This window comes from Paracoccus spongiarum (assembly GCF_030732095.1).
Lineage (GTDB): Bacteria > Pseudomonadota > Alphaproteobacteria > Rhodobacterales > Rhodobacteraceae > Paracoccus > Paracoccus spongiarum.
In genome coordinates this window covers 240687-262124 of record NZ_JAVAMQ010000001.1, presented here as the reverse complement: position 1 = coordinate 262124, position 21438 = coordinate 240687, and the positions used below count along the sequence as shown (strand labels likewise).

At 70.2% G+C, this 21438-nt stretch carries 25 protein-coding genes; 14 read left to right on the top strand and 11 right to left on the bottom strand.

Annotated elements, in window-relative coordinates; genetic code table 11:
* Entirely contained in the window at positions 1-693 is a 693-nt protein-coding gene (locus Q5Y72_RS01315; protein ID WP_305961612.1) for a hypothetical protein, read from the top strand.
* Between the two features lie 109 nt (positions 694-802).
* On the opposite strand, the gene Q5Y72_RS01310 is transcribed toward Q5Y72_RS01315, so the two are convergent.
* From Q5Y72_RS01310 to pth, 3 genes are all read right to left on the bottom strand, one after another.
* Positions 803-1198: a DUF2237 family protein gene (locus Q5Y72_RS01310; RefSeq protein WP_305961611.1), complete on the bottom strand. Its 396-nt coding sequence runs from the start codon at positions 1196-1198 to the stop codon at positions 803-805.
* A gap of 71 nt (positions 1199-1269) precedes the next feature.
* The gene (locus Q5Y72_RS01305; protein WP_305961610.1) at positions 1270-2301 is read right to left on the bottom strand and encodes a DUF2332 domain-containing protein; all 1032 of its coding nucleotides are present in this window, start codon (positions 2299-2301) and stop codon (positions 1270-1272) included.
* On the bottom strand, positions 2298-3017 hold the full coding sequence (pth, locus tag Q5Y72_RS01300) for an aminoacyl-tRNA hydrolase (RefSeq protein WP_305961609.1): 720 nt from the start codon (positions 3015-3017) through the stop codon (positions 2298-2300). Before pth ends, Q5Y72_RS01305 begins: the two co-directional genes overlap by 4 nt.
* Before the next feature lie 177 nt (positions 3018-3194).
* Here pth and Q5Y72_RS01295 point away from each other — a divergent pair, with 177 nt between their 5' ends.
* The 5 genes from Q5Y72_RS01295 (at position 3195) to Q5Y72_RS01275 (ending at position 6623) form a co-directional block, all read left to right on the top strand.
* Positions 3195-3827, top strand: a complete 633-nt coding sequence (locus Q5Y72_RS01295) for an ATP-dependent Clp protease proteolytic subunit (RefSeq protein WP_305961608.1) — start codon at positions 3195-3197, stop codon at positions 3825-3827.
* A gap of 160 nt (positions 3828-3987) precedes the next feature.
* Positions 3988-5253 (top strand): ATP-dependent Clp protease ATP-binding subunit ClpX, encoded by a 1266-nt coding sequence (gene clpX, locus Q5Y72_RS01290; protein ID WP_305961607.1) that lies wholly within the window; start codon positions 3988-3990, stop codon positions 5251-5253.
* Between the two features lie 141 nt (positions 5254-5394).
* Positions 5395-5769, top strand: coding sequence for an NADH:ubiquinone oxidoreductase subunit NDUFA12 (locus Q5Y72_RS01285; RefSeq protein ID WP_305961606.1), 375 nt, complete (start codon positions 5395-5397; stop codon positions 5767-5769).
* Positions 5770-6264, top strand: coding sequence for an outer membrane lipid asymmetry maintenance protein MlaD (gene mlaD / locus Q5Y72_RS01280; RefSeq protein ID WP_305961605.1), 495 nt, complete (start codon positions 5770-5772; stop codon positions 6262-6264).
* Entirely contained in the window at positions 6261-6623 is a 363-nt protein-coding gene (locus Q5Y72_RS01275; RefSeq protein ID WP_305961604.1) for a DUF2155 domain-containing protein, read from the top strand. The genes mlaD and Q5Y72_RS01275 overlap by 4 nt, the downstream gene beginning before the upstream one ends.
* Here the strand turns inward: Q5Y72_RS01275 and aat are convergent.
* From aat to hisF, 5 genes are all read right to left on the bottom strand, one after another.
* Positions 6590-7219, bottom strand: a complete 630-nt coding sequence (gene aat, locus Q5Y72_RS01270; protein ID WP_305961603.1) for a leucyl/phenylalanyl-tRNA--protein transferase — start codon at positions 7217-7219, stop codon at positions 6590-6592. The genes Q5Y72_RS01275 and aat overlap by 34 nt on opposite strands.
* A gap of 10 nt (positions 7220-7229) precedes the next feature.
* Complete coding sequence (gene accC, locus Q5Y72_RS01265) at positions 7230-8576, bottom strand: acetyl-CoA carboxylase biotin carboxylase subunit (RefSeq protein WP_305961602.1); 1347 nt, start codon at positions 8574-8576, stop codon at positions 7230-7232.
* A 7-nt stretch (positions 8577-8583) separates the two neighbouring features.
* On the bottom strand, positions 8584-9096 hold the full coding sequence (accB, locus tag Q5Y72_RS01260; protein WP_305961601.1) for an acetyl-CoA carboxylase biotin carboxyl carrier protein: 513 nt from the start codon (positions 9094-9096) through the stop codon (positions 8584-8586).
* Positions 9097-9212: 116 nt separating this feature from the next.
* Entirely contained in the window at positions 9213-9524 is a 312-nt protein-coding gene (locus tag Q5Y72_RS01255; protein ID WP_305961600.1) for a phosphoribosyl-ATP diphosphatase, read from the bottom strand.
* Positions 9521-10282 (bottom strand): imidazole glycerol phosphate synthase subunit HisF, encoded by a 762-nt coding sequence (gene hisF / locus Q5Y72_RS01250; RefSeq protein ID WP_305961599.1) that lies wholly within the window; start codon positions 10280-10282, stop codon positions 9521-9523. The genes Q5Y72_RS01255 and hisF overlap by 4 nt, the downstream gene beginning before the upstream one ends.
* 108 nt (positions 10283-10390) lie before the next feature.
* Here hisF and Q5Y72_RS01245 point away from each other — a divergent pair, with 108 nt between their 5' ends.
* On the top strand, positions 10391-11185 hold the full coding sequence (locus Q5Y72_RS01245) for a transglutaminase-like domain-containing protein (RefSeq protein WP_305961598.1): 795 nt from the start codon (positions 10391-10393) through the stop codon (positions 11183-11185).
* 7 nt (positions 11186-11192) lie between these two features.
* Here the strand turns inward: Q5Y72_RS01245 and cbiB are convergent, their stop codons facing one another.
* Positions 11193-12095 (bottom strand): adenosylcobinamide-phosphate synthase CbiB, encoded by a 903-nt coding sequence (cbiB, locus tag Q5Y72_RS01240; RefSeq protein ID WP_305961597.1) that lies wholly within the window; start codon positions 12093-12095, stop codon positions 11193-11195.
* Positions 12095-12634 (bottom strand): histidine phosphatase family protein, encoded by a 540-nt coding sequence (locus Q5Y72_RS01235; protein ID WP_305961596.1) that lies wholly within the window; start codon positions 12632-12634, stop codon positions 12095-12097. Before Q5Y72_RS01235 ends, cbiB begins: the two co-directional genes overlap by 1 nt.
* A 194-nt stretch (positions 12635-12828) precedes the next feature.
* On the opposite strand from Q5Y72_RS01235, the gene Q5Y72_RS01230 reads away from it, so the two are divergent.
* From Q5Y72_RS01230 to Q5Y72_RS01200, 7 genes are all read left to right on the top strand, one after another.
* Positions 12829-13989: an isovaleryl-CoA dehydrogenase gene (locus Q5Y72_RS01230; protein ID WP_305961595.1), complete on the top strand. Its 1161-nt coding sequence runs from the start codon at positions 12829-12831 to the stop codon at positions 13987-13989.
* The gene (locus tag Q5Y72_RS01225; RefSeq protein ID WP_305961594.1) at positions 13989-14462 is read left to right on the top strand and encodes a lysozyme inhibitor LprI family protein; all 474 of its coding nucleotides are present in this window, start codon (positions 13989-13991) and stop codon (positions 14460-14462) included. Before Q5Y72_RS01230 ends, Q5Y72_RS01225 begins: the two co-directional genes overlap by 1 nt.
* 1 nt (position 14463) lies before the next feature.
* Positions 14464-16068 (top strand): carboxyl transferase domain-containing protein, encoded by a 1605-nt coding sequence (locus Q5Y72_RS01220; RefSeq protein WP_305961593.1) that lies wholly within the window; start codon positions 14464-14466, stop codon positions 16066-16068.
* Positions 16069-16225: 157 nt separating this feature from the next.
* Entirely contained in the window at positions 16226-18160 is a 1935-nt protein-coding gene (locus tag Q5Y72_RS01215; protein ID WP_305961592.1) for an acetyl-CoA carboxylase biotin carboxylase subunit, read from the top strand.
* Positions 18157-18810 carry a glutathione S-transferase family protein gene (locus Q5Y72_RS01210; protein ID WP_305961591.1) on the top strand — a complete coding sequence of 218 codons (654 nt, stop codon included), beginning with the start codon at positions 18157-18159 and terminating at the stop codon, positions 18808-18810. Before Q5Y72_RS01215 ends, Q5Y72_RS01210 begins: the two co-directional genes overlap by 4 nt.
* Entirely contained in the window at positions 18803-19666 is an 864-nt protein-coding gene (locus Q5Y72_RS01205) for a hydroxymethylglutaryl-CoA lyase (protein WP_305961590.1), read from the top strand. Before Q5Y72_RS01210 ends, Q5Y72_RS01205 begins: the two co-directional genes overlap by 8 nt.
* A complete protein-coding gene (locus Q5Y72_RS01200; protein ID WP_305961589.1) occupies positions 19659-20441 on the top strand; it encodes a crotonase/enoyl-CoA hydratase family protein in 783 nt (260 codons plus the stop codon). Before Q5Y72_RS01205 ends, Q5Y72_RS01200 begins: the two co-directional genes overlap by 8 nt.
* Here the strand turns inward: Q5Y72_RS01200 and Q5Y72_RS01195 are convergent.
* Positions 20438-21367, bottom strand: a complete 930-nt coding sequence (locus Q5Y72_RS01195) for a DMT family transporter (protein WP_305961588.1) — start codon at positions 21365-21367, stop codon at positions 20438-20440. The genes Q5Y72_RS01200 and Q5Y72_RS01195 overlap by 4 nt on opposite strands.
* Positions 21368-21438: the final 71 nt, after the last annotated feature.

Here is a 21438-nt window from a genome sequence, read left to right as displayed (position 1 = left end):
ATGCAGAACCCGACCCTCAGGACCCTGATCGCAGGCGGCCGCATCGCCGCAGTTGCCGCACTGCTTGGCGGCACCGCGCTGGCCCAGACGACCGAGACCGTGATCGTGCCGGCGCCCGCGCTGGAGGCTGACGGCCCGGCCAGCTTCGTGGCCGAGACCGGCGTGCCGATGGCCGTCCAGCTGGACAACGAACAGGAGATCGCCGAGACGCTGATCGCGCAGGGCTTCACCGATGTCTACATCAAGCGTGAAGGCGCCCTGATGACCATCACCGCCAACCGCGCCGGCGAGCCGATCGAGCTGGTCTACAGCGTCGCGAATGGCAGCCTCGTGTCGGTCAACGGCGAAGAGCTTCGCCCCGATCCCGAGGCAAGTTCAAGCGATGACACGCCGGCTGCTGCCGCCGGCGACGATGCCACGGATGACGATGCAACGGATGACGACGCAACGGACGATGGCTCCACCGATGATGGCGCAACGGATGATGGCACCGATGACGGGGCCACCGATGACGGGGCGACCAATGACGGGTCCGCGGATGATGGGGCGACCGGCGGGGATGCCGATGGTGACGCCTCTGGTGCCGGCGATGACGGCAGCGACGCGGCGGCCGGCGACGGCTCGGACAGCGACGGTTCGGATGGCGACGGTTCGGATGGCGGGTCTGACGGCGGCAGCGACAGCAACGGCTGACCTGAAAACCCTGTTGATGGCGAGACGGCCGGTGCGGAAGCTCCCGCGCCGGCCGTTTCCTGTCGGCGACACCGGCCGGACAGCGGCGCGCATCAGCGGCCGGGTCGGATCAGGATTGCTGCGGGCCCTGATCCTGCGCATCCGTCACCGCATGGGCGCGCAGCAGCTCCATCGGCACGATGGCAAGCGCCCGGCGATGCGTCGCCTCCAGCACCACCTTGGGCGCGGCGAATTCCTGCGCCGCCTGCAGGAAGCGCGCGGCGCAGAGGCACCAGCGGTCGCCGGGCTTCAGGCCGGGAAACTGGAATTCCGGCCGCGGCGTCGACAGGTCGTTGCCCAGATAGCGTGACATGGCGAGGAACTCGGCCGTGACGATCACGCAGACGGTGTGGCTGCCGCTGTCGCTGGCCCCGGTATCGCAGCAGCCATTGCGGTAGAAGCCGGTCAACGGCCTCATCGAGCAGGGCTCGAGCGTGCCGCCCAGGACGTTCAGCGATGGCTCCATGACGATCTCCTCCGATGCTGCAAGGCTACTGCCCGCGAGGTCGCAGGCCAAGCCCCTTCGTCCCGCCCCGCTCAGACGCGGCGGGGCCGCCAGTCGATCCAGCGGCCATGGAAATCGGCGCGGCCCAGATCCCAGGCTTCGCAGCTGCCGTCCCACAGGGACAGACGCAGGGCCGCACCTGTGCCGCCATCGGCCTCCATCGCGAAATGCGCCAGTGGCGCCCGCGGGCCTGCGACGGCCGCGGCGCGCGTCAGGGCGGCGGCGACCTGCTGGCGCGTGGCGGGCGGGAAATACTGCGCGGCAATGGTGTGAAAGACCAGGGTCAGCCGTCCCGGCGCGGCGATGGCAAGCCGGTGTGCCAGCCACACGCCGGCATCCCCGGCATCGACCTGCGGCGGATGCGCCCGCGCGACCGCCAGCGCCGCGCGCAGCCGCTGCATGCGTTCGGTCTGGTCGGCCCAGCAATAGGCCATCAGGCGCAGCCCGTCGCGCCGCGCATCGACCGGGCGCAGGTCGACGCCGCGCGTCTCGGCGACGCGAAGGGGCGCGTCGGGCAGGGTGCCCGACCAGTCGGGCGTCAGCCGCACCGCATCCGCCGGCAGCGGCGCATCGGGGCCCGGCAGCAGGTAATAGCGGGCGAAGTTCAGGTTCAGCCCCGCCGAGGCACCCAGTTCCAGAACTCGCAGCGGCAGCGGCAGCCGCGCCGCCAGGAACCGCGCGGCCCCGATCACCGCAGCAGCACGCGCGACCTCGTTGGTCTGTGGCGGACTGTCCAGCCAGGCGAGGATCTCGGCTTCGTGGCGCGACAAGGCCGCCAGCACCACCGCGGGGTCCGGCTGCCGCGCCTGCCAGGCGGCCGCCAGCGCGGGATCGGTCTCGCGCAGCACCAGCGCATGCAGCGCCCCGCAGAGCCGCAGCGGCAGCGAGTCGCCCCGACCGGTCGGATCGCCTTGCCAGCCCAGCACGCGGTCGGCCACCGCCCCGCCGCCCGGCCACAGCGCATCGGCCAGCATCTCGCAGAGCGCTGCGGTGAAGGGGGAACCCAAGCTGCGGCAGGCCTCGGCCTGGCCGCGAAACGCCGCGCGGATGGCGGCCTGGGTCACCGGAACCGGTCGGACAGGGCGCGCAGCCGGTCGGCCAGACTCTGCGGTTCGGAGGGCTGGGGCCGGGGCTGCGGCTGCACCGGCCCCGACAGGTCGCGGGGGCTGTCGGCCGATGCCGCCCCGCCGCGCTGGCCGGTCCCGCTGCGCGGTGGTGCGGTGCGGGCGGCCACGGCATTGAGGAACCGCGCCGTGTCATCCGCGACAAGTGCCGCGACCCCGTCCGACACGCCGCGCAGCAGATCGTCAAGCCAGTCCTGATCGGCCTTGGCGAAATCCGAAAGCACATGGCCCGCAACGCGGTCCTTGTGGCCCGGATGCCCGATCCCCAGCCTGACCCGCATGTAGTCCGCGCCCACATGCTGATGGATCGAGCGCAGCCCGTTATGGCCGGCATGGCCGCCGCCCTGCTTGACGCGGCATTTGCCGGGCGCAAGGTCCAGTTCGTCATGCAGCACGATGACATCACCGGGCGCGATCTTCAGATAGCGCATCGCCTCGCCCACGGATTGCCCGGACAGGTTCATGAAGGTCTGCGGCTTCAGCAGGGTGACGCGCACCGACCCCAGCCGCCCCTCGGATGCCGCCCCCTGAAAGCGCGCCTTCCACGGCCCGAAGCCATGATCCGCCGCGATCCGGTCGACGGCCATGAAGCCGATATTGTGGCGGTTCGCGGCATATTTCGCGCCCGGGTTTCCAAGGCCGACCAACAGCTTCACAAGCGCCTCCCGGGTTGCGCGGCGCGGATGGCATCTGCGGAATTGCGATCCATCCCTTGCGGCGGACCTTGCCGGTTACTAAGACTCTGTCAACCTTTCGCGGATATGACAGGGCGTCAGCCCCGGACGAATCGCGGGACCAGAAACTTCAGGCGCGACACAGAGCAGGGACAGATGATGAGCGATCCGGCCGAATTCTACATGAACACCCTTGTCCCCATGGTGGTCGAACAGACCTCGCGGGGCGAACGCGCCTATGACATCTTCTCGCGGCTGCTGAAGGAACGGATCATCTTCGTGTCGGGCCCCGTGCATGACGGCATGTCGACGCTGATCTGTGCGCAACTGCTGTTCCTCGAGGCCGAGAACCCGACCAAGGACATCAGCATGTACATCAACAGCCCCGGCGGCGTCGTCACCTCGGGGCTTTCGATCTACGACACCATGCAATACATCAAGCCGCGCGTCTCGACGCTGGTGGTGGGGCAGGCTGCCTCGATGGGCTCGCTGCTGCTGGCCGCAGGCGAGCCGGGACTGCGCTATTCGCTGCCCAACAGCCGGGTGATGGTCCACCAGCCCTCCGGCGGCTTCCAGGGCCAGGCCACCGACATCCTGATCCACGCCCGCGAGACCGAGAAGCTGAAGCGGCGGCTGAACGAGATCTACGTGACCCATACCGGCAAGTCGCTGGCCGAGGTCGAGGAGGCCCTGGAACGCGACCGCTTCATGTCGCCCGAGGAGGCGAAGGACTGGGGTCTGATCGACGAGGTGGTGGCCCCGCGCGGCAAGGCCGAGCCCGAGAAGAAATAGCCCTGTTGGGGATTGTGACGGGACGGCGTCGCCCCTAACATGGCGCCAAGACCTCGAGGCGGCCCGGACGGGCCTGCCCGGACGATCACCGAAGCGGCGCGGACAGACATCCGCGGCCGCCCGCGGGCCAGGGGGCCGGCGGCAACGAAGGAAGTGGACGATGGCGAACCAGTCCGGCGGCGACAGCAAGAACACCCTCTATTGCAGCTTCTGCGGCAAGAGCCAGCACGAGGTGCGCAAGCTGATCGCGGGTCCGACGGTGTTCATCTGCGACGAATGCGTCGAACTGTGCATGGACATCATCCGCGAGGAGACGAAATCGACCGGGCTGAAATCGGGCGACGGCGTGCCGACCCCCAAGGAGATCTGCGCGGTCCTCGATGATTACGTGATCGGCCAGGAACACGCCAAGCGCGTGCTGTCGGTCGCGGTCCACAACCACTACAAGCGGCTGAACCACGGCAGCAAGTCCGACATCGAACTGGCCAAGTCGAACATCCTGCTGATCGGGCCGACCGGCTGCGGCAAGACGCTGCTGGCGCAGACCCTGGCGCGGATCCTCGACGTGCCCTTCACCATGGCCGACGCGACCACGCTGACCGAGGCCGGCTATGTCGGCGAGGATGTCGAGAACATCATCCTGAAGCTGCTGCAGGCCAGCGAATACAATGTCGAACGCGCACAGCGGGGCATCGTCTATATCGACGAGGTCGACAAGATCACCCGCAAGTCCGACAACCCCTCGATCACCCGCGACGTCTCGGGCGAGGGCGTGCAGCAGGCCCTGCTGAAGATCATGGAGGGTACCGTCGCATCGGTGCCGCCGCAGGGCGGACGCAAGCATCCGCAGCAGGAATTCCTGCAGGTGGATACGACCAATATCCTGTTCATCTGCGGCGGCGCCTTCGCGGGGCTGGACCGGATCATCTCGCAGCGCAACAAGGGCACGGCGATGGGCTTCGGCGCCAGCGTCAAGGAGAACGACGATCGCGGCGTGGGCGAGCTGTTCAAGGAACTCGAGCCCGAGGATCTGCTGAAATTCGGCCTGATCCCCGAATTCGTCGGCCGCCTGCCGGTGATCGCCACCCTGACCGACCTCGACGAAGAGGCGCTGATCATCATCCTGACCAAGCCCAAGAACGCGCTGGTCAAGCAGTATCAGCGGCTGTTCGATCTGGAGGGCGTGCAGCTGACCTTCACCGAGGATGCGCTGAACGCGATCGCCCGCCGCGCCATCAAGCGCAAGACCGGCGCCCGTGGCCTGCGCTCGATCATGGAGGACATCCTGCTGGACACCATGTTCGAACTGCCCGGCCTCGACAGCGTCGAGGAGGTCGTGGTGAACGAGGATGCGGTGCAGAACCCGGCCGTCAAGCCGCTGCTGATCCATGCCGACCAGAAGAAGGAAAGCGCCTCGGCGGGTTGACCGCCCGGGCCTGCGGGGCCGGCGCCACGGCGCTGGATCCGGTCGGCCGCGGCGGTCCCGCAGGCGGACGACGCCAAGGCTGGACCTGGCGTGCAAACTCGGCCATATCTCGTGCAGATCTGAAGGATGAGGCCCGCATCGATGTCGTTCCTGCTTCGCGCTTTGACCTGGTGGAACAGCCAGACGCTCAACACCCAGTTCTGGACCTGGCGCAACGGCACCAAGGTCGGCGAGGATGCCGAGGGCAACATGTTCTACCAGAACCGCGACGGGTCGCGCCGGTGGGTCATCTATCACGGCGAGGCCGAGGCAAGCCGCGTCAGCCCGGAATGGCATGGCTGGCTGCACCACACCTGGAACGAGCCGCCGACCGAAAGGCCGCTGCCGCGCAAGGCCTGGGAACAGCCCCATCTGGCCAACCTGACCGGCACGCCCGGCGCCTATCATCCCGAAGGCTCGCTGTACCGCGCCGAGCCCGCGACCCGGCGCGACTATGATGCGTGGCAGCCCGAATAGATGAGCGTTGCGGCCGAGCAGCGGGCCGAACGGCGCGCCGAACTTCTGGCGGGCGGCATCGTGCTGGCCGTCGCGCTGGGCTTTCTTGGCTGGGCGGCGGGCGGCGACCTGCTGCGGCGCGGCGGCTATGAGGTCACCGCTTCGTTCCCTGATGTCGACGGCGTCGAGGTGGGCACCGAGGTGCGCCTCGCCGGGGTGAAGGTAGGGCGCGTGACGCAGGTGCGCCTGAACCCGCAGACCTTCATGGCCGATGCGCGGCTCAGCATTCCCGAGGATGTGGCCCTGCCGATGGACAGCGCCGCGATCATCCAGTCCGACGGTCTTCTGGGCGGCGCCTATATCCAGATCCAGCCCGGTGGCAGCCTCGAAAATCTGGGCCCTGGCGACGAGATCGAGGAGGTGCAGGGCGCGGTCAGCCTGTTGCAGCTGATGATGAAGTTCGTCGACAGCCAGGCCGATGACGGACCGGCGCCGGAGGGCGCCGCGGCGCCATGATCCGGGCGGCCTTCGCAGGGCTGGTGGCCATCGGCCTTTGCGCGCAGCCGCTGGCGGCGCAAGAGGTGGCGCGGGCCGGGGGTGCGCTTCTGCGCGGGCTCGACAAAGTGTCGGGCAAGACCACCGACCTGCCCTTGCAGGTCGGGCAGGTGGCGCGGTATGGCCGGCTAGAGGTGCGGCTTGGCGAATGTCGCTATCCGGCCGGCGATCCCAGCTCGGACGCCTATGCACAGCTGACGATCAGCGACCTGGCGCAGAACGTGACCCTGTTCAGCGGCTGGATGATCGCCAGCTCGCCCGCGCTGTCGGCCCTGGACGATGCGCGCTATGACGTCTGGGTGATCTCCTGCCAAAGCTGATCCGCGTCCGGCAGCGGCGCGGCGGTGAAATCGGCAGAGCTGTCCAGCGCCTCGGACAGCCTGCGCCGGTAGTCGCGGCGCGAGATCTCGATCCCGCCCATGCGCGCCAGATGCGGGGTCAGGAACTGCGTGTCGAACAGCCGGAACCCGCAGCGGCGCAGATGCGACGAGGTCCACAGCAGCGCCATCTTGGACCCGTTGCTGCGCAGCGAGACCATCGATTCCCCGAAAAAGGCCGTGCCCAGCGTCACGCCGAAGATCCCGCCCGCAAGCCGGCCGTCGCGGACCACCGCGATGGCATGCGCGTGGCCCGCGGCGTGCAGCTGGCGATACAGATCCGACAGGGGCGCGTTGATCCAGGTCACGTCGCGATCGGCGCATCGGGCCACGACCTCGTCGAAATCCCGGTTCAGCCGCGCCGACCAGCCGCCCCGCCGCAGATCGCGCCGCAGCGAATGCGAGGCATGGACCCCGCCGATCGGCATCACCCCGCGATGCGGCGGATCGAACCAGTAAAGCCTTGGGTCGTCGGCGCATTCGGCCATCGGAAAGACGCCGCGCGCATAGCCAGACAGCAGCTGCGCAGGTGACAGCATCGCGCGCCGGTCACCCGTATTTCTGGTCCAGCCAGCGTTCCAGCCAATGGATCGAATAGCTGCCGCTGTGGATGTCGGGCTCTTGCAGCAGGGCGCGGAACAGCGGCACGGTGGTGTCGACCCCGTCCACGATCAGCTCGCCCAGGGCGCGGTCCAGCCGGGCAAGCGCCTCGTGGCGGTCGCGGCCATGCACGATCAGCTTGCCGATCAGGCTGTCGTAATAGGGCGGGATCGAATAGCCGTCATACAGGGCGGAATCGATCCGCACCCCCAGGCCGCCGGGGGCGTGATACTGGGTGATGCGGCCGGGGCACGGGCTGAAGCCCGGCACCTTCTCGGCGTTGATGCGCACCTCGATGGCGTGGCCGCGGATGGACAGATCCTCCTGGCGGAACTCCATCTCGGCGCCGGCGGCGACCAGGATCTGCTGTCGGACCAGATCGACGCCGAAGATCGCCTCGGTCACCGGGTGTTCGACCTGCAGGCGGGTGTTCATCTCGATGAAGTAGAACTCGCCATCCTCGAACAGGAACTCGATGGTGCCGGCGCCGGCATAGCCGATCTTGGCCACCGCATCGGCGCAGACCTTGCCGATATGGGCGCGCTGCTCGGGCGTGATGACCGGGCCCGGGGCTTCCTCCAGCACCTTCTGGTGACGGCGTTGCAGCGAACAGTCGCGCTCGCCCAGATGAACGGCGCGGCCCCTGCCGTCGCCGAACACCTGGATCTCGATGTGGCGCGGCTTCTGCAGGTATTTCTCGATATAGACATCGGGGTTGCCGAAGGCGGCCTTGGCCTCTGCCCGGGCGGTGCGGAACGCCACCTCGAGGCCCTTGGCGTCGGTGGCCACCTTCATGCCGCGCCCGCCGCCGCCGGCGGTCGCCTTGATGATGACCGGATAGCCGATCTGGGCGGCGACCCGGGTGGCCTCGTCGACATCGTCGACGCCGCCATCGCTGCCCGGCACGCAGGGCACGCCAAGCGCCTTCATCGTGTCCTTGGCGGTGATCTTGTCGCCCATGATGCGGATATGTTCCGCGCGCGGCCCGATGAAGGTGATGCCGTGATCTTCCAGCATCTGCACGAAGCCGGCATTCTCGGACAGGAAGCCGTAGCCCGGATGGATCGCCTGCGCGCCGGTGATCTCGCAGGCCGAGATGATCGCGGGCATCGACAGATAGCTGGCCGCCGAGGGCGCCGGGCCGATGCAGACCGATTCGTCGGCCATGCGCACATGCATGGCGTCGGCGTCGGCGGTCGAATGCACGGCGACCGAGGCGATGCCCATCTCGCGGCAGGCACGGATCACGCGCAGGGCGATCTCGCCGCGGTTGGCGATCAGGATCTTGTCGAACATCCGGGCCTCACTCGACGACCATCAGGGGGGCGCCGAATTCGACGGGGCTGCCGTCATCGACGAGGATGCGCCGGACGGTGCAGGCGCGGGGGGCCGGGATGTGGTTCATGGTCTTCATAGCCTCGACGATCAAGAGCGTCTCGCCCTCGGCGACGGTCTGGCCGATCTGCACGAAGGGTGCGGCGCCGGGCTCTGCCGACAGATAGGCGGTGCCGACCATCGGCGAGGTCACCGCGCCCGGCAGGCTGGCCGGATCCTCGCTGCCGGCGGCGGCGGGTGCGGCGGGTGCCGCGGGCGCGCCGGGGGCAGGGGCCGCTGCCGGAGCCGCCATCTGCATCGGCGCCGCCGCGACGGCCTGCCGGGCATGTTTCGAGAGGCTGACCGTCAGGCGGTCATGTTCGCCATATTCGCGCTTGACCGAGATCTCGCTCAGTTCGCTGGCGTTCAGCAGTTCGGCCAGCGACTGTATGAAGGCCACGTCGCCCTCGTGATGCTTGCCGTTCGTGGTGTCGTTGCTCATGCCGTCCTCTGCCGTGTTCTCGTGCCGCCATCCTCGCAATCGCGGCGGTTGCGTCGCTTATAGCCTTGCCGGGGGGCAAGAGGGAAGGGTTTCGCGCGATCCGGCCGTCCGTGCCCTCAGCGGCGCGCGGCCTTCTCGGCCACGCCCGACACCCCCTCGCGCCGCGCCAGCTCGGCCAGCACGTCCGCCAGCGGCACGTCGCGCGCGGCCAGCATGACCAGCAGGTGAAACAGCACGTCGGCGGCTTCCGAGGTCAGCCGCGCGCGATCGCCGCGCACCGCCTCGATGATCGCCTCGACGGCTTCCTCGCCGAATTTCTCGGCGCATTTCTCGGGGCCCTTGGCCAGCAGGGCGGCGGTCCAGCTGCTGTCCGGGTCGGCGGTCCTGCGCGCCTCGATGGTCCGGGCCAGCCGCTCCAGCGCGTTCATGCCAGCCTCATCGGGATGCCCGCCGCGGCCATGTGGGCCTTGGCCTCGGCGATGGTGAAGGTGCCGAAATGGAAGATCGAGGCGGCCAGAACGGCGCTGGCATGGCCCTCGGTCACGCCCTCGACCAGGTGATCCAGCGTGCCGACCCCGCCCGAGGCGATGACGGGGATGCCCACCGCATCGGCGATGGCGCGGGTCAGCGGCAGGTTGAAGCCCGACCGCGTGCCGTCGCGGTCCATCGAGGTCAGCAGGATCTCGCCAGCGCCGCGGGCCTCGACGGTGCGGGCGAAGTCGACGGCGTCGATGCCGGTGGGCTTGCGCCCGCCATGGGTGAAGATCTGCCATTCGCCGGGCGCCACGGTCTTGGCGTCGATCGCCACCACGATGCACTGGCTGCCGAAGCGGTCGGCGGCGGCGGCCACCACGTCGGGATCGGCGACGGCGGCCGAATTGAAGCTGACCTTGTCGGCGCCGGCCAGCAGCAGGGCGCGCACGTCCTCATGGGTGCGCACGCCCCCGCCCACCGTCAGCGGCACGAAGCACTGCTCGGCCGTGCGGGTCACCAGGTCGAACATGGTGCCGCGGTTCTCGTGGGTGGCGTGGATGTCCAGAAAGCAGATCTCGTCGGCGCCGGCCGCGTCATAGGCCCGCGCCGCCTCGACCGGGTCGCCGGCGTCGATCAGGTCCACGAAATTCACGCCCTTGACCACGCGGCCATCGGCGACATCAAGGCAGGGGATGATGCGGGTCTTCAGCATGGCGCGGTCATAGCGCGCCGGTGTGCAGCGCGAAAGGGGCTTTGCGTCGCGGAACCGGCGCGCCGTCCGGATCATTGCACCCCGCGCCGCAACCTGCGATCAGGCGGCATGTCCCAGGGGGTGAAGATGCGTGTGAAGATCGGGGTCGAACTTGAATATCGTCTGGCGCAGCCGGGTCCGGTGCTGCTGATGCTGGAGGCGGCGGGTGCCGGCGGCCAGGACCTGCGCAGCACCGCGATCGATTTCGGCCGGGTCGAGCATTTGGCCCGCGTCCCCGGCGAGGAGGGCATCGGCGAGCGCATCATCCTGCGCGCCGCCGACCATATCCGCTGCCGCTATGACGCCGAGGTGGCGATCTCGCGCGGTTGCCCCGATCTGGCCGGGCTGGCGGCCGATCAGGTCGATGAAATGCCCGGCGACGCGCTGCGCTATCTGCTGTCGTCTCGCTATTGCCAGGCCGAACGCTTCGTGTCCTTTGCCACGCAGCGTTTCGGCGACCTGGAGGGCGGCGCCAAGGTGCAGGCGATCCGCGACTGGGTGGAACAGCGGCTGGACTATGTGCCCGGCGTCAGCACCGCCAGCACCACCGCCGCCGACACCTTCCTGGAACGCCGCGGCGTCTGCCGCGACTATGCCCATCTGATGATCGCGCTGTGCCGCGCCGCGCAGATCCCGGCCCGCATCGCCAGCGTCTATGCGCCGCCGGTCGAGCCGCCCGATTTCCACGCCGTGGTCGAGGTCTACCTGCAGGGTGGCTGGCATCTGGTCGATCCGACCGGCATGGCCCGCGCCGATCAGATGGCGCTGATCGCGGTGGGCCGCGATGCGACCGACGTGGCCTTCATGACCACGATGACCGCCGCCGAGATGGTCAGCCAGGAGGTTCGCGTGACCGCCGGCTGAGCGGCGCCTAGATCACCGCCAGCACCGCAAGCCCCGCCGCCGCCAGCGCGGTCGCGCGACGGTACAGGCGCAGTGCGCGCAGGATGTCGGCAGCCTGCGGGTCGCGGGCCGCTCCGTTCAGCCAGGGCTCGTCCGCGATCCGGTCGGCATAACGGCGCGGGCCCGACAGCCGCACCGCCAGCGCCCCCGCCATCGCCGCCTCGGGCCAGCCCGCATTCGGCGAGCGGTGCGCGCCCGCGTCGCGGCGCGCCACCGCAAGGGCAGGGCGGCCGCCGACCGCCGCCAGCAGCAGCGCCGTCAGCCGCGCGGGCAGCCAGTTCGCCACATCGTCGAGCCGCGCGGCAAAGCGGCCGAACTCCTCGTGCCGGGGGGTGCGGTGCCCGATCATCGAATCCAGCGTGTTGATCGCCTTGTAGGCCGCGATGCCAGGCAGCCCCGCCACCGCCGCCCAGAACAGCGGCGCGATCACCCCGTCCGAGGCGTTCTCGGCCAGGCTCTCGATCGCCGCGCGCGACAGCGCGGCCTCGCCGGCACCGCTGACATCGCGACCGACGATCATCGCGGTGGCGCGGCGCGCGGCAGTCAGATCGCCCGCCAGCAGCGGCCGGGCGACCGCGCGCAGATGCTGGTCGAGCGACCGCGCCGCCACCAAGGGCCAGGCCAGCAGCCCGGCGATCAGCGGCCCGAACAGCGCCGCCAGCAGCAGCGCGGGGGCCAGCGCCGCCGCGATCACCACAAGGCTGGCCAGCGCGCCGCGCAGAACCCGCGCCCGGCCCCGGTTCATCCGCGAGTCCAGCGCCGCGATCAGCCGACCCAGCCATGTGACCGGATGGCCGATCCGGCGAAACAGCGCGTCGGGCCAGCCGATGGCGGCGTCGACGGCCAGCGCGATTAGGGCGGTCAGGGCCATCATGGCGCGGTCACGTTCACGGCCTCGACGGACCAGTCGGGGCCTGCGCGGCGCAGCACGGTCAGCGACAGCGGCGCCACCGCGAAGGACAGCGCCGCGGGTCCCACCACCATCGCCAGCGCCGCGCGGACCGTGCCGGCATGGGCCACGATCAGGCAGTCGCCGCGCAGCGCCTCGATCTCGGGGCGGACGCGCGCGGCCATGTCGTCGAAGCTTTCGCCGCCGTCGGGACGGTGCCGCGCCAGGTCGGCCGGGCTCATCCGGCCCAGGTCGGGCAGGCGGTCAAGAGCCATGCCCTCCCAGGCGCCGTGATCCTGTTCCCAGAGGGCCGCGCGGGTCGGCGGGTCGCCAAGCCCAAGCGCCACCGCGGTCTGCAGGCAGCGCCGCGCCGGACTGCTCAGCACCTCCCCGATCTCGCCCAGCCGCGTGGCCATCCGCGCGAAGGCGTCGCGGTCGCTGCAATCGGCATCGACATCGCGGCGGCCGGCTAGCCGCCCCCCGGTCAGCGCCGGCGCGTGACGCAGAATCATCAGCTTCATCAACGGGCCTCCGCGCCTTTCCTGTCGCCGCGCCGATGCGGGCGGCGGGCAGGATGCGGGGCGTTATGCGAAAGCGCAAGCCGCGCCGGTTGACCGGATGGGCGATCCGGCGCAGGCTTCGCTTGACGCGGCCGGGGGGAATAGGCTACACCCCCATTAAATGAACGATCGTTCAATAAACGGAGGGTGCGGCGATGTTCACGCAAGGCATGCAGTTCGATCTGGGCGAGGATGTGAACGCCCTGCGCGAGATGATCCACCGCTGGGCGCAAGAGCGCGTCAAGCCGCTGGCCGCCGAGGTGGACCGCACCAACGCCTTTCCCAACGAGCTGTGGGCCGAGATGGGCGAACTGGGCCTGCTGGGCATTACCGTGTCCGAGGAGTTCGGCGGCTCGGGGATGGGCTATCTCGCGCATGTCATCGCCACCGAGGAACTGGCCCGCGCCTCGGCCAGCGTCAGCCTGTCCTACGGGGCCCATTCCAACCTCTGCGTGAACCAGATCAAGCTGAACGGCAGCGATGCGCAGCGCGCGAAATACCTGCCGGACCTGTGCAGCGGCGCGGCCGTCGGCGCGCTGGCCATGTCCGAGGAGGGCGCGGGCAGCGACGTGGTCGGCATGAAGCTGCGGGCCGAGAAGAAGAACGACCGCTATGTCCTGAACGGCAACAAGTACTGGATCACCAACGCGCCGGACGCGCATACTCTGGTCGTCTATGCCAAGACCGACCCCGATGCGGGCAGCAAGGGCATCACCGCCTTCATCGTCGAACGCGGCATGGCGGGCTTTTCGACGTCGCCCCATTTCGACAAGCTGGGGATGCGCGGGTCCAACACGGGCGAGCTGATCTTCGAGAATTGCGAGATCCCCTTCGAGAACGTACTGGGCGAGGAAGGCCGCGGCGTGCGCGTGCTGATGTCGGGGCTGGACTATGAACGGCTGGTGCTGTCGGGCATCGGCACCGGCATCATGGCGGCATGCCTCGACGAGGTGATGCCCTATGTCCGCGACCGCAGGCAGTTCGGCCAGCCGATCGGATCCTTCCAGCTGATGCAGGGCAAGATCGCCGACATGTATGTCGCGCTGAACACCGCGCGGGCCTATGTCTACGAGGTCGCGCGGGCCTGCGATGCGGGCAAGGTCACGCGGCAGGACGCGGCGGGGGCCGTGCTTTATGCCAGCGAGCAGGCGATGGTGCAGGCCCATCAGGCGGTCCAGGCTCTGGGGGGCGCGGGCTTCCTGAACGACAGCGTGGTCAGCCGCCTCTTCCGCGATGCCAAGCTGATGGAGATCGGCGCCGGCACCAGCGAGATCCGCCGCATGCTGATCGGCCGCGAACTGATGGGGCTGGTCTGATGGCACGGCGGCTTGCGGCACAGGCCGTCGCCATCGGCGGCATGGCCTTCGCGACCATGGCCCCCGCGCAGGACCGCGCCGTCGATGAGGCCATCGTGGCCGCCTGTTTCGACACCGCGCCGCGGGGCGGCATCACCACAGACTGCATCGGCCTTGCCGCGCGCCTCTGCGAGGATGCCGACCGGCCCACCACGGTCGGCACCATGAGCTGCACCATGGCCGAGACCGCCGCATGGGACGCGATCCTGAACCGCGAATACAAGGCCACGCGCGACCAGTTCGCCGACATGCCGGGCCTTAGCGACACCCTGCTGACGGCGCAGCGCGCCTGGATCGCGCTGCGCGACGCCGACTGCAAGTTCGCCTATGACCGCTATGACGGCGGCAGCATGCGCAGCGTCGCGGCCGGCTTCTGCCAGATGGAACACACGGCGCGCCGCGCGCTGGAACTGAAGAAAATGCGGGGATACTGACATGAAGCTGACCTCTGCGGCACTGACCGGTTCCGACGGCTTCCGCACCAATCGCGAGGCGCATCTGGCGCTGCTGGCGGTCGCGCGCGAGGCCGCCGAGGCCGCGGCGGCCGGTGGCGGGGCAAAGGCGCTGGAACGCCATGTCGGCCGCGGCAAGATGCCGCCGCGCGAACGGGTCGCCAACCTGCTGGACCCCGGCTCGCCCTTCCTGGAAATCGGCGCGACCGCCGCGCATGGCATGTATGACGGTGCCGCCCCGGCCGCGGGCGTGATCGCCGGGATCGGCCGGGTCCACGGCCAGGATGTGATGGTGGTCGCCAACGACGCCACCGTGAAGGGCGGCACCTACTATCCGATGACCGTGAAAAAGCACCTGCGCGCGCAGGAGATCGCCGAGGAGTGCCAGCTGCCCTGCGTCTACCTGGTCGATTCCGGCGGCGCCAACCTGCCCAACCAGGACGAGGTGTTCCCCGACCGCGACCATTTCGGCCGGATCTTCTTCAACCAGGCCCGGATGAGCGCGCTGGGCATCCCCCAGATCGCCGTGGTCATGGGGTCCTGCACGGCCGGCGGCGCCTATGTGCCGGCCATGTCGGACGTGACGATCATCGTGCGCGACCAGGGCACGATCTTCCTTGCCGGCCCGCCGCTGGTCCGCGCCGCCACCGGCGAGGTTGTCAGCGCCGAGGATCTGGGCGGCGGCGATGTCCACACCCGCCTGTCCGGCGTCGCCGACTACCTGGCCGAGGACGACGCGCATGCGCTGGCCATGGCGCGCCGCGCGCTTGGCAACCTGAACCGGCGCCGCCCCGACACTGTCCAGTGGCAATCGCCCGAGCCCCCCGCCCATGATCCCGACGAGATCCTCGGTGTGGTGCCGGCCGATCTGCGCACGCCCTACGATATCCGCGAGGTGATCGCCCGCGTCGTCGACGGCTCGCGCTTCGACGAATTCAAGGCCCGCTTCGGCGAGACGCTGGTCACGGGCTTTGCCCATGTCGAGGGCTGCCCGGTCGGCATCGTCGCCAACAACGGCGTGCTGTTCTCCGAGGCCGCCCAGAAGGGCGCACATTTCATCGAACTCTGCAGCCAGCGCGGCGTCCCGCTGGTATTCCTGCAGAACATCACCGGCTTCATGGTCGGCCGCAAATACGAGAACGAGGGGATCGCCCGCCACGGCGCCAAGATGGTGACGGCGGTGGCCACGACCAGCGTGCCCAAGATCACCATGCTGGTCGGCGGCAGTTTCGGCGCCGGCAATTACGGCATGGCGGGCCGCGCCTATTCGCCGCGCTTCCTGTGGACCTGGCCCAATTCGCGCATCAGCGTGATGGGCGGCGAACAGGCCGCGGGCGTGCTGGCGACCGTTCGCCGCGACGGGATCGAGCGTCAGGGCGGCACCTGGTCGGCCGAGGACGAGGCCGAGTTCAAGCGCCCCACCATCGAGATGTTCGACCGCCAAAGCCACCCGCTCTACGCCTCGGCGCGGCTCTGGGACGACGGCATCATCGACCCCCGCAAGACCCGCGACGTGCTGTCGCTGTCGCTGCGCGCCAGCCTGAACGCCCCCATCGCGCCGACCCGCTTCGGCATCTTCCGCATGTGATCGCGGCGATGGCCCGGGCCCGGATCACCTGCCGCCGCGCCAGGCACCCCCAGCCCGGGGCCGACCGGGCGCGCGCCCCATCTTCTGTGTCGAAATATCCTGCGGGGCTCCGGGGGCGCACGGCCCCCGGCGGCTGCCCTGGAAAGGAAGGACTGCCATGTTCTCGAAGATCCTGATCGCCAACCGGGGCGAGATCGCCTGCCGGGTCATCGACAGCTGCCGCAGGCTGGGCGTCGCCACCGTGGCGGTGTTCTCGGATGCGGACCGCGGCGCCCGCCATGTCGCGATGGCCGACGAGGCGGTGCACCTGGGCGGTCCGGCCCCCGCCGACAGCTACCTGAAGGGCGAGGCGATCATCGCGGCGGCGCGAGCCACGGGCGCGCAGGCGATCCATCCCGGCTACGGCTTTCTCAGCGAGAACCCCGATTTCGTCGAGGCGGTCGAGGCCGCGGGCCTCGTCTTCATCGGGCCCTCGGCGCGGGCGATCCGCGCGATGGGGCTGAAGGATGCCGCCAAGGCGCTGATGGAAGAGGCCGGGGTGCCGGTCGTGCCCGGCTATCACGGCGCGGGGCAGGATCCGGGGCAGCTGGAAGCCGAGGCGGGCCGCATCGGCTATCCGGTGCTGATCAAGGCTGTGGCCGGCGGCGGTGGCAAGGGGATGCGGCGCGTCGACGAGCCGGCGCAATTCGCCGACGCGCTGGCCTCGGCGCAGTCCGAGGCCCGCAACGCCTTCGGCAACGCCGCCGTGCTGATCGAGAAATACGTCCTGCAGCCCCGCCATATCGAGGTGCAGGTCTTCGGCGACGGCCACCGTGCCGTGCATCTGTTCGAACGCGACTGTTCGCTGCAGCGTCGCCACCAGAAGGTCATCGAAGAGGCCCCGGCCCCCGGCATGTCCCCCGAGATCCGCAGGATCATGGGCGCCGCCGCCGTCCGCGCGGCCGAGGCCATCGGCTACAAGGGCGCCGGCACCATCGAATTCATCGTCGACGGCAGCGACGGGCTGCGCCCCGACGGCTTCTGGTTCATGGAGATGAACACCCGCCTGCAGGTCGAACACCCGGTCACCGAGGCGATCACCGGCATCGACCTGGTCGAATGGCAGCTGCGCGTGGCCTCGGGCGAGCCGCTGCCCGCCCGGCAGGAGGATCTGCACATCACCGGCCACGCCTTCGAGGCGCGCCTTTACGCCGAGGATGTCCCCGCGGGCTTCCTGCCCGCGACCGGGCGGCTGGCGCATCTGCATTTCCCGGGCGGCGCGCGGATCGAGACCGGCGTGCGGCAGGGCGATGCGATCTCGCCCTGGTACGACCCGATGATCGCCAAGGTCGTCACGCACGGGCCGACCCGCGCGGTGGCGCTGCGCGCGCTCGAGGCGGCGCTTGTCGATACCGAGGTGGCGGGGTCGGTGACCAATCTGGACTTCCTGATCGCCCTGACCCGGCATGAGGGCTTCCGCAAAGGCGAGGTCGACACCGGGCTGATCGGGCGCGATCTGGACGCGCTGATCGCCTCGGCCGAGCCCGATCCGCGCAGTCGGGCGCTGGCGGTGATCGGGCTGGCGGGGCTGGCCGATCCGGCCGCGCGCGGCGGCGCGACGCTGTGGCAGCCGCTGCGCCGCACCATCGCCTGGGAGGGCGGCGAGGCCCTGCTGGAGGTTCTCGGGCCGGGGGCGGCGCGGGTCACGCTGGACGGGACCGCCCATGAGGTGCGCTGGCAGGGCGACCGCTGGTGGGTCGATGACGCGCTGCGCCGCAGCCGCATCGTCAGCCACGACGCCGGGGTCAGCGTCTTTGGCGGGCGCAACGTGCAGCTTGTACCGCTGGATCCGCTGGCCCGCCGCAGCGCCGCGGGCGGCGATGCCGCGCTGACGCTGTCGCCGATGCCGGGGCTGGTCAAGTCGGTCCATGTCGAGGCTGGCCAGCAGGTCCGCGAGGGCGACCGGCTGGCCGTGCTGGAGGCCATGAAGATGGAGCACAGCCTGACCGCCGCCCGCGACGGCGTGGTGGCCGAGGTGCTGGCGCGGCCCGGCGACCAGGTCGAGGCGGGCGCCGCGCTGATCCGGCTGGAAGCGGCCGAGGCGGCGGCGTGATCCGCCTGCACCATGTCCCCGGCTCGCGCTCGATGCGGGTGCTGTGGCTGCTGGAGGAACTGGGCCTGCCCTGCGAGCTGCGCGTCTGGTCGCTGACCGATGGCGGGCTGCGCAGCGCCGAATTCCGGGCGCTCTCCCCCGCCGGCCGGGTGCCCGCGCTCGAGATCGACGGGCGGGCGATCTTCGAATCCGGCGCGATCGTGCAATACCTGACGGAACGCGAGGGGCGCCTGGCACCCCGGCCCGGCGAGGCCGGGCGGCCCGACTTCCTCGAATGGGTGGGCTTCGCCGAAACGCAGGCCAACATCCTGCAATCGCTGAACATCCACCACATCTTCCTGCGCCCCGACAGCGCCCGGTCGGTGCCGCTGATGCGGCTCGACACGCGGCGGCTGGCGGTCACGGCGCAGGTGCTTCAGGCGCATCTGGCCGGGCAACCGACGCTGCTGGATGGCGGCTTCTCGGCTGCCGACTGCATGATGGGCTTCAACATCGAGGCGCTGTTCCGCTTCCTGCCGGCCGCGGAATATCCCGCGCTGTCCGCCTATCGCGATGCGATGACGGCCCGGCCCGCCTACCGGCGCGCGGTGGCGCGGGGCGGCGCGGACAGCATCTATGCGCGCGACTTCTACGAGGTGCCGGATGCCTGATGCCGTGGAGATCTTCGAGATGGGCCCCCGCGACGGCCTGCAGAACGAAAGGCGGCTGATCCCCGCCGCCGACAAGATCGCCCTGGTGGACCTGCTGTCGCGGGCCGGCTTCCGGCGCATCGAGGTGACCAGCTTCGTCAGCCCGAAATGGGTCCCGCAGATGGCCGACGCCGCCGAGGTGATGGCCGGCATCCGCCGCGCGCCCGGCATCCGCTATGCCGTGCTGACACCCAACATGAAGGGCTATGAGGCGGCGCGGGCCGCGCGGGCGGGCGAGGTGGCGATCTTTGCCAGCGCCTCGGAAGGCTTCAGCAAGGCCAACCTCAACGCAACCATCGCCGAAAGCCTGGAACGGCTGGCTCCGGTGGCGCAGACGGCGGCGCGTGACGGGGTGCCGCTGCGCGGCTATGTCAGCGTCGTCACCGACTGTCCCTTCGATGGCCCGACCCCGCCTGCCGCGGTGGCGCGCGTGGTGGCCTCGCTGCGCGACATGGGCTGCCACGAGGTCAGCCTGGGCGACACCATCGGGCAGGGCCGCCCCGAGACCATTGACGCGATGCTGGCGGCCGTGCTGGACGAGATGCCGGCCGCGCGCCTCGCAGGGCATTACCACGACACCGCGGGCCGGGCGCTGGACAATATCGACGCCAGCCTCGCGCGCGGGCTGCGGGTCTTCGATGCGGCCGTGGGCGGGCTTGGCGGCTGCCCCTACGCACCCGGCGCGGCCGGCAACGTGGCGACCGAACGGGTCGCCACGCATCTGGCGCGGGCCGGCCATGCGACCGGGCTTGACATGGCGGTCATCGCCGAGGCCGCGGCGATGGCGCGGGCGATGAGGGGGACAGAGCATGTTTGAAACGATCCGCATCCAGACCGATGCGCGCGGCGTCGCGACCCTGTGGCTGTCGCGGCCCGACAAGCACAACGCGCTGTCGCAGCGGATGATGGAGGAACTGACCGAGGCTGCGGCGCAGCTTGGCGGCGATCCCGGGGTGCGGGTCGTCGTGCTGGCGGCCGAGGGTGCCAGCTTCTGCGCGGGGGGTGACCTGGCCTGGATGAAGGCGCAGATGACCGTCGATGCCGACACGCGGCGGGCGGGCGCGCGGCTTCTGGCGGGGATGCTGTCGGCGCTGAACCTGCTGCCCAAGCCGCTGATCGGGCGCGTGCATGGCAATGCCTTCGGCGGCGGCATCGGCATGATGGCGGTCTGCGACGTGGCCATCGCCGCCGCGGATGCGAAATTCGGCCTGACCGAGGTGCGGCTGGGGCTGATCCCCGCGACCATCGGCCCCTATGTGCTGGCCCGGATGGGCGAGGACCGGGCGCGGCGGGTGTTCTTTTCGGCCCGGCTTTTCGATGCGGCCGAGGCGGTGACCCTGAACCTGGCCGCCCGCGCTGTGGCGCCCGGCGATCTGGATGCCGCCATCGAGGCCGAGGTGGCGCCCTATCTGCTGGCTGCGCCCGGCGCGGTCGCGGCGGCCAAGGCGCAATGCCGGGCGCTTGGCCCGGTGATCGACGCCGCCGTGATCGAGGACAGCATCGACCGCCTGGTGGCCGCCTGGGAGGGCGGCGAGGCGCCCGAGGGCATCGCCGCCTTCTTCGAGAAGCGCAAGCCGCGCTGGCAGGGCTAGGCGGCCGCGGCGCGGCTTCGGCGGGCGCGGGCCTCGGCGCGCAGGTTCAGGTAGTTGCCGCACAGGATCAGCGCCGCGCCAGCGATCACCAGCGCGCCGATCTCTTCGCCGTAAAGCAGCAGCCCGATCAGCGCGGCCGCGGGCAGCCGCAGGAAGTCGAAGGGCATGACCACCGTCGCCGGCGCGACCTCCAGCGCCTTGCCGATGCAGAAATGCGCGGTCAGCCCGGTGGCGCCGATCAGCAGCACCCAGGGCAGCGTTGCGGCCGAAGGCCATGCGATTCGCCCGTCAAGCCCGGCGCAGGCGAAGCCGAAGATCGTCTGCAGCACCGTCATCCACCACAGGATCGCGAGGATCGAGGTGACCGCGGTCATCCGCTTGGTGAAGATATAGGTCGCGGCAAAGCCAAGCGCCGCACCCGCCGCCGCCACAAGCCCCGGGGTGATCGGCGCCGCGCCGGGACGCGCGACCAGCAGGATGCCCACGAAGCCGATCGCCGCCGACAGCACCCGCGCCCGCGTCAGCCGCTCGCCCAGAAACAGCGGCGACAGCAGCAGCGCCCACAGCGGTGCGGTGAATTCCAGCGCGAAGACCTGCGCCAGCGGCACCGTCACGATGGCGAAGAACCACAGGTTCTGGGCGGCGAAATGCACGATGTTGCGGCCCAGATGCAGCCCCGGATGGCGCATCGCCATGCCGGCCCAGCGGCCGCGCAGGCTGGCGATGGCGGCGATGATGGCGATGCCGAACAGCGACCGCCAGGCGAGAATCTCGAAGCTGTCGAGTTCGATCGACACCGTGCGGCCCGCCACCGCCATCGAGGTGAACGAGGCGACCGCACCCATCATCCAGGCCGCCGCGACCATCGGCTTGCTGTCCGGGGCCGCGGTCGGGGCCGGCGGGGCGGGTCTGTCGGGTGTGGTCATCGCGGCGCCTCGGATGCGGTCGGGCCTGCAAGCGGCCCCGGTGGCGACTTAGCGGATGGCGGATTTGCACA

Excerpts from the sequence above, each read along its gene's own strand:
- Q5Y72_RS01315 (WP_305961612.1), top strand. The coding sequence starts at position 1 with ATGCAGAACCCGACCCTCAGGACCCTGATCGCAGGCGGCCGCATCGCC.
- Q5Y72_RS01310 (WP_305961611.1), bottom strand. The coding sequence starts at position 1,198 with ATGGAGCCATCGCTGAACGTCCTGGGCGGCACGCTCGAGCCCTGCTCG.
- Q5Y72_RS01295 (WP_305961608.1), top strand. The coding sequence starts at position 3,195 with ATGAGCGATCCGGCCGAATTCTACATGAACACCCTTGTCCCCATGGTG.
- clpX (WP_305961607.1), top strand. The coding sequence starts at position 3,988 with ATGGCGAACCAGTCCGGCGGCGACAGCAAGAACACCCTCTATTGCAGC.
- Q5Y72_RS01285 (WP_305961606.1), top strand. The coding sequence starts at position 5,395 with ATGTCGTTCCTGCTTCGCGCTTTGACCTGGTGGAACAGCCAGACGCTC.
- mlaD (WP_305961605.1), top strand. The coding sequence starts at position 5,770 with ATGAGCGTTGCGGCCGAGCAGCGGGCCGAACGGCGCGCCGAACTTCTG.
- Q5Y72_RS01275 (WP_305961604.1), top strand. The coding sequence starts at position 6,261 with ATGATCCGGGCGGCCTTCGCAGGGCTGGTGGCCATCGGCCTTTGCGCG.
- aat (WP_305961603.1), bottom strand. The coding sequence starts at position 7,219 with ATGCTGTCACCTGCGCAGCTGCTGTCTGGCTATGCGCGCGGCGTCTTT.
- accC (WP_305961602.1), bottom strand. The coding sequence starts at position 8,576 with ATGTTCGACAAGATCCTGATCGCCAACCGCGGCGAGATCGCCCTGCGC.
- accB (WP_305961601.1), bottom strand. The coding sequence starts at position 9,096 with ATGAGCAACGACACCACGAACGGCAAGCATCACGAGGGCGACGTGGCC.
- Q5Y72_RS01255 (WP_305961600.1), bottom strand. The coding sequence starts at position 9,524 with ATGAACGCGCTGGAGCGGCTGGCCCGGACCATCGAGGCGCGCAGGACC.
- hisF (WP_305961599.1), bottom strand. The coding sequence starts at position 10,282 with ATGCTGAAGACCCGCATCATCCCCTGCCTTGATGTCGCCGATGGCCGC.
- Q5Y72_RS01245 (WP_305961598.1), top strand. The coding sequence starts at position 10,391 with ATGTCCCAGGGGGTGAAGATGCGTGTGAAGATCGGGGTCGAACTTGAA.
- cbiB (WP_305961597.1), bottom strand. The coding sequence starts at position 12,095 with ATGGCCCTGACCGCCCTAATCGCGCTGGCCGTCGACGCCGCCATCGGC.
- Q5Y72_RS01235 (WP_305961596.1), bottom strand. The coding sequence starts at position 12,634 with ATGAAGCTGATGATTCTGCGTCACGCGCCGGCGCTGACCGGGGGGCGG.
- Q5Y72_RS01230 (WP_305961595.1), top strand. The coding sequence starts at position 12,829 with ATGTTCACGCAAGGCATGCAGTTCGATCTGGGCGAGGATGTGAACGCC.
- Q5Y72_RS01225 (WP_305961594.1), top strand. The coding sequence starts at position 13,989 with ATGGCACGGCGGCTTGCGGCACAGGCCGTCGCCATCGGCGGCATGGCC.
- Q5Y72_RS01220 (WP_305961593.1), top strand. The coding sequence starts at position 14,464 with ATGAAGCTGACCTCTGCGGCACTGACCGGTTCCGACGGCTTCCGCACC.
- Q5Y72_RS01215 (WP_305961592.1), top strand. The coding sequence starts at position 16,226 with ATGTTCTCGAAGATCCTGATCGCCAACCGGGGCGAGATCGCCTGCCGG.
- Q5Y72_RS01205 (WP_305961590.1), top strand. The coding sequence starts at position 18,803 with ATGCCTGATGCCGTGGAGATCTTCGAGATGGGCCCCCGCGACGGCCTG.
- Q5Y72_RS01200 (WP_305961589.1), top strand. The coding sequence starts at position 19,659 with ATGTTTGAAACGATCCGCATCCAGACCGATGCGCGCGGCGTCGCGACC.
- Q5Y72_RS01195 (WP_305961588.1), bottom strand. The coding sequence starts at position 21,367 with ATGACCACACCCGACAGACCCGCCCCGCCGGCCCCGACCGCGGCCCCG.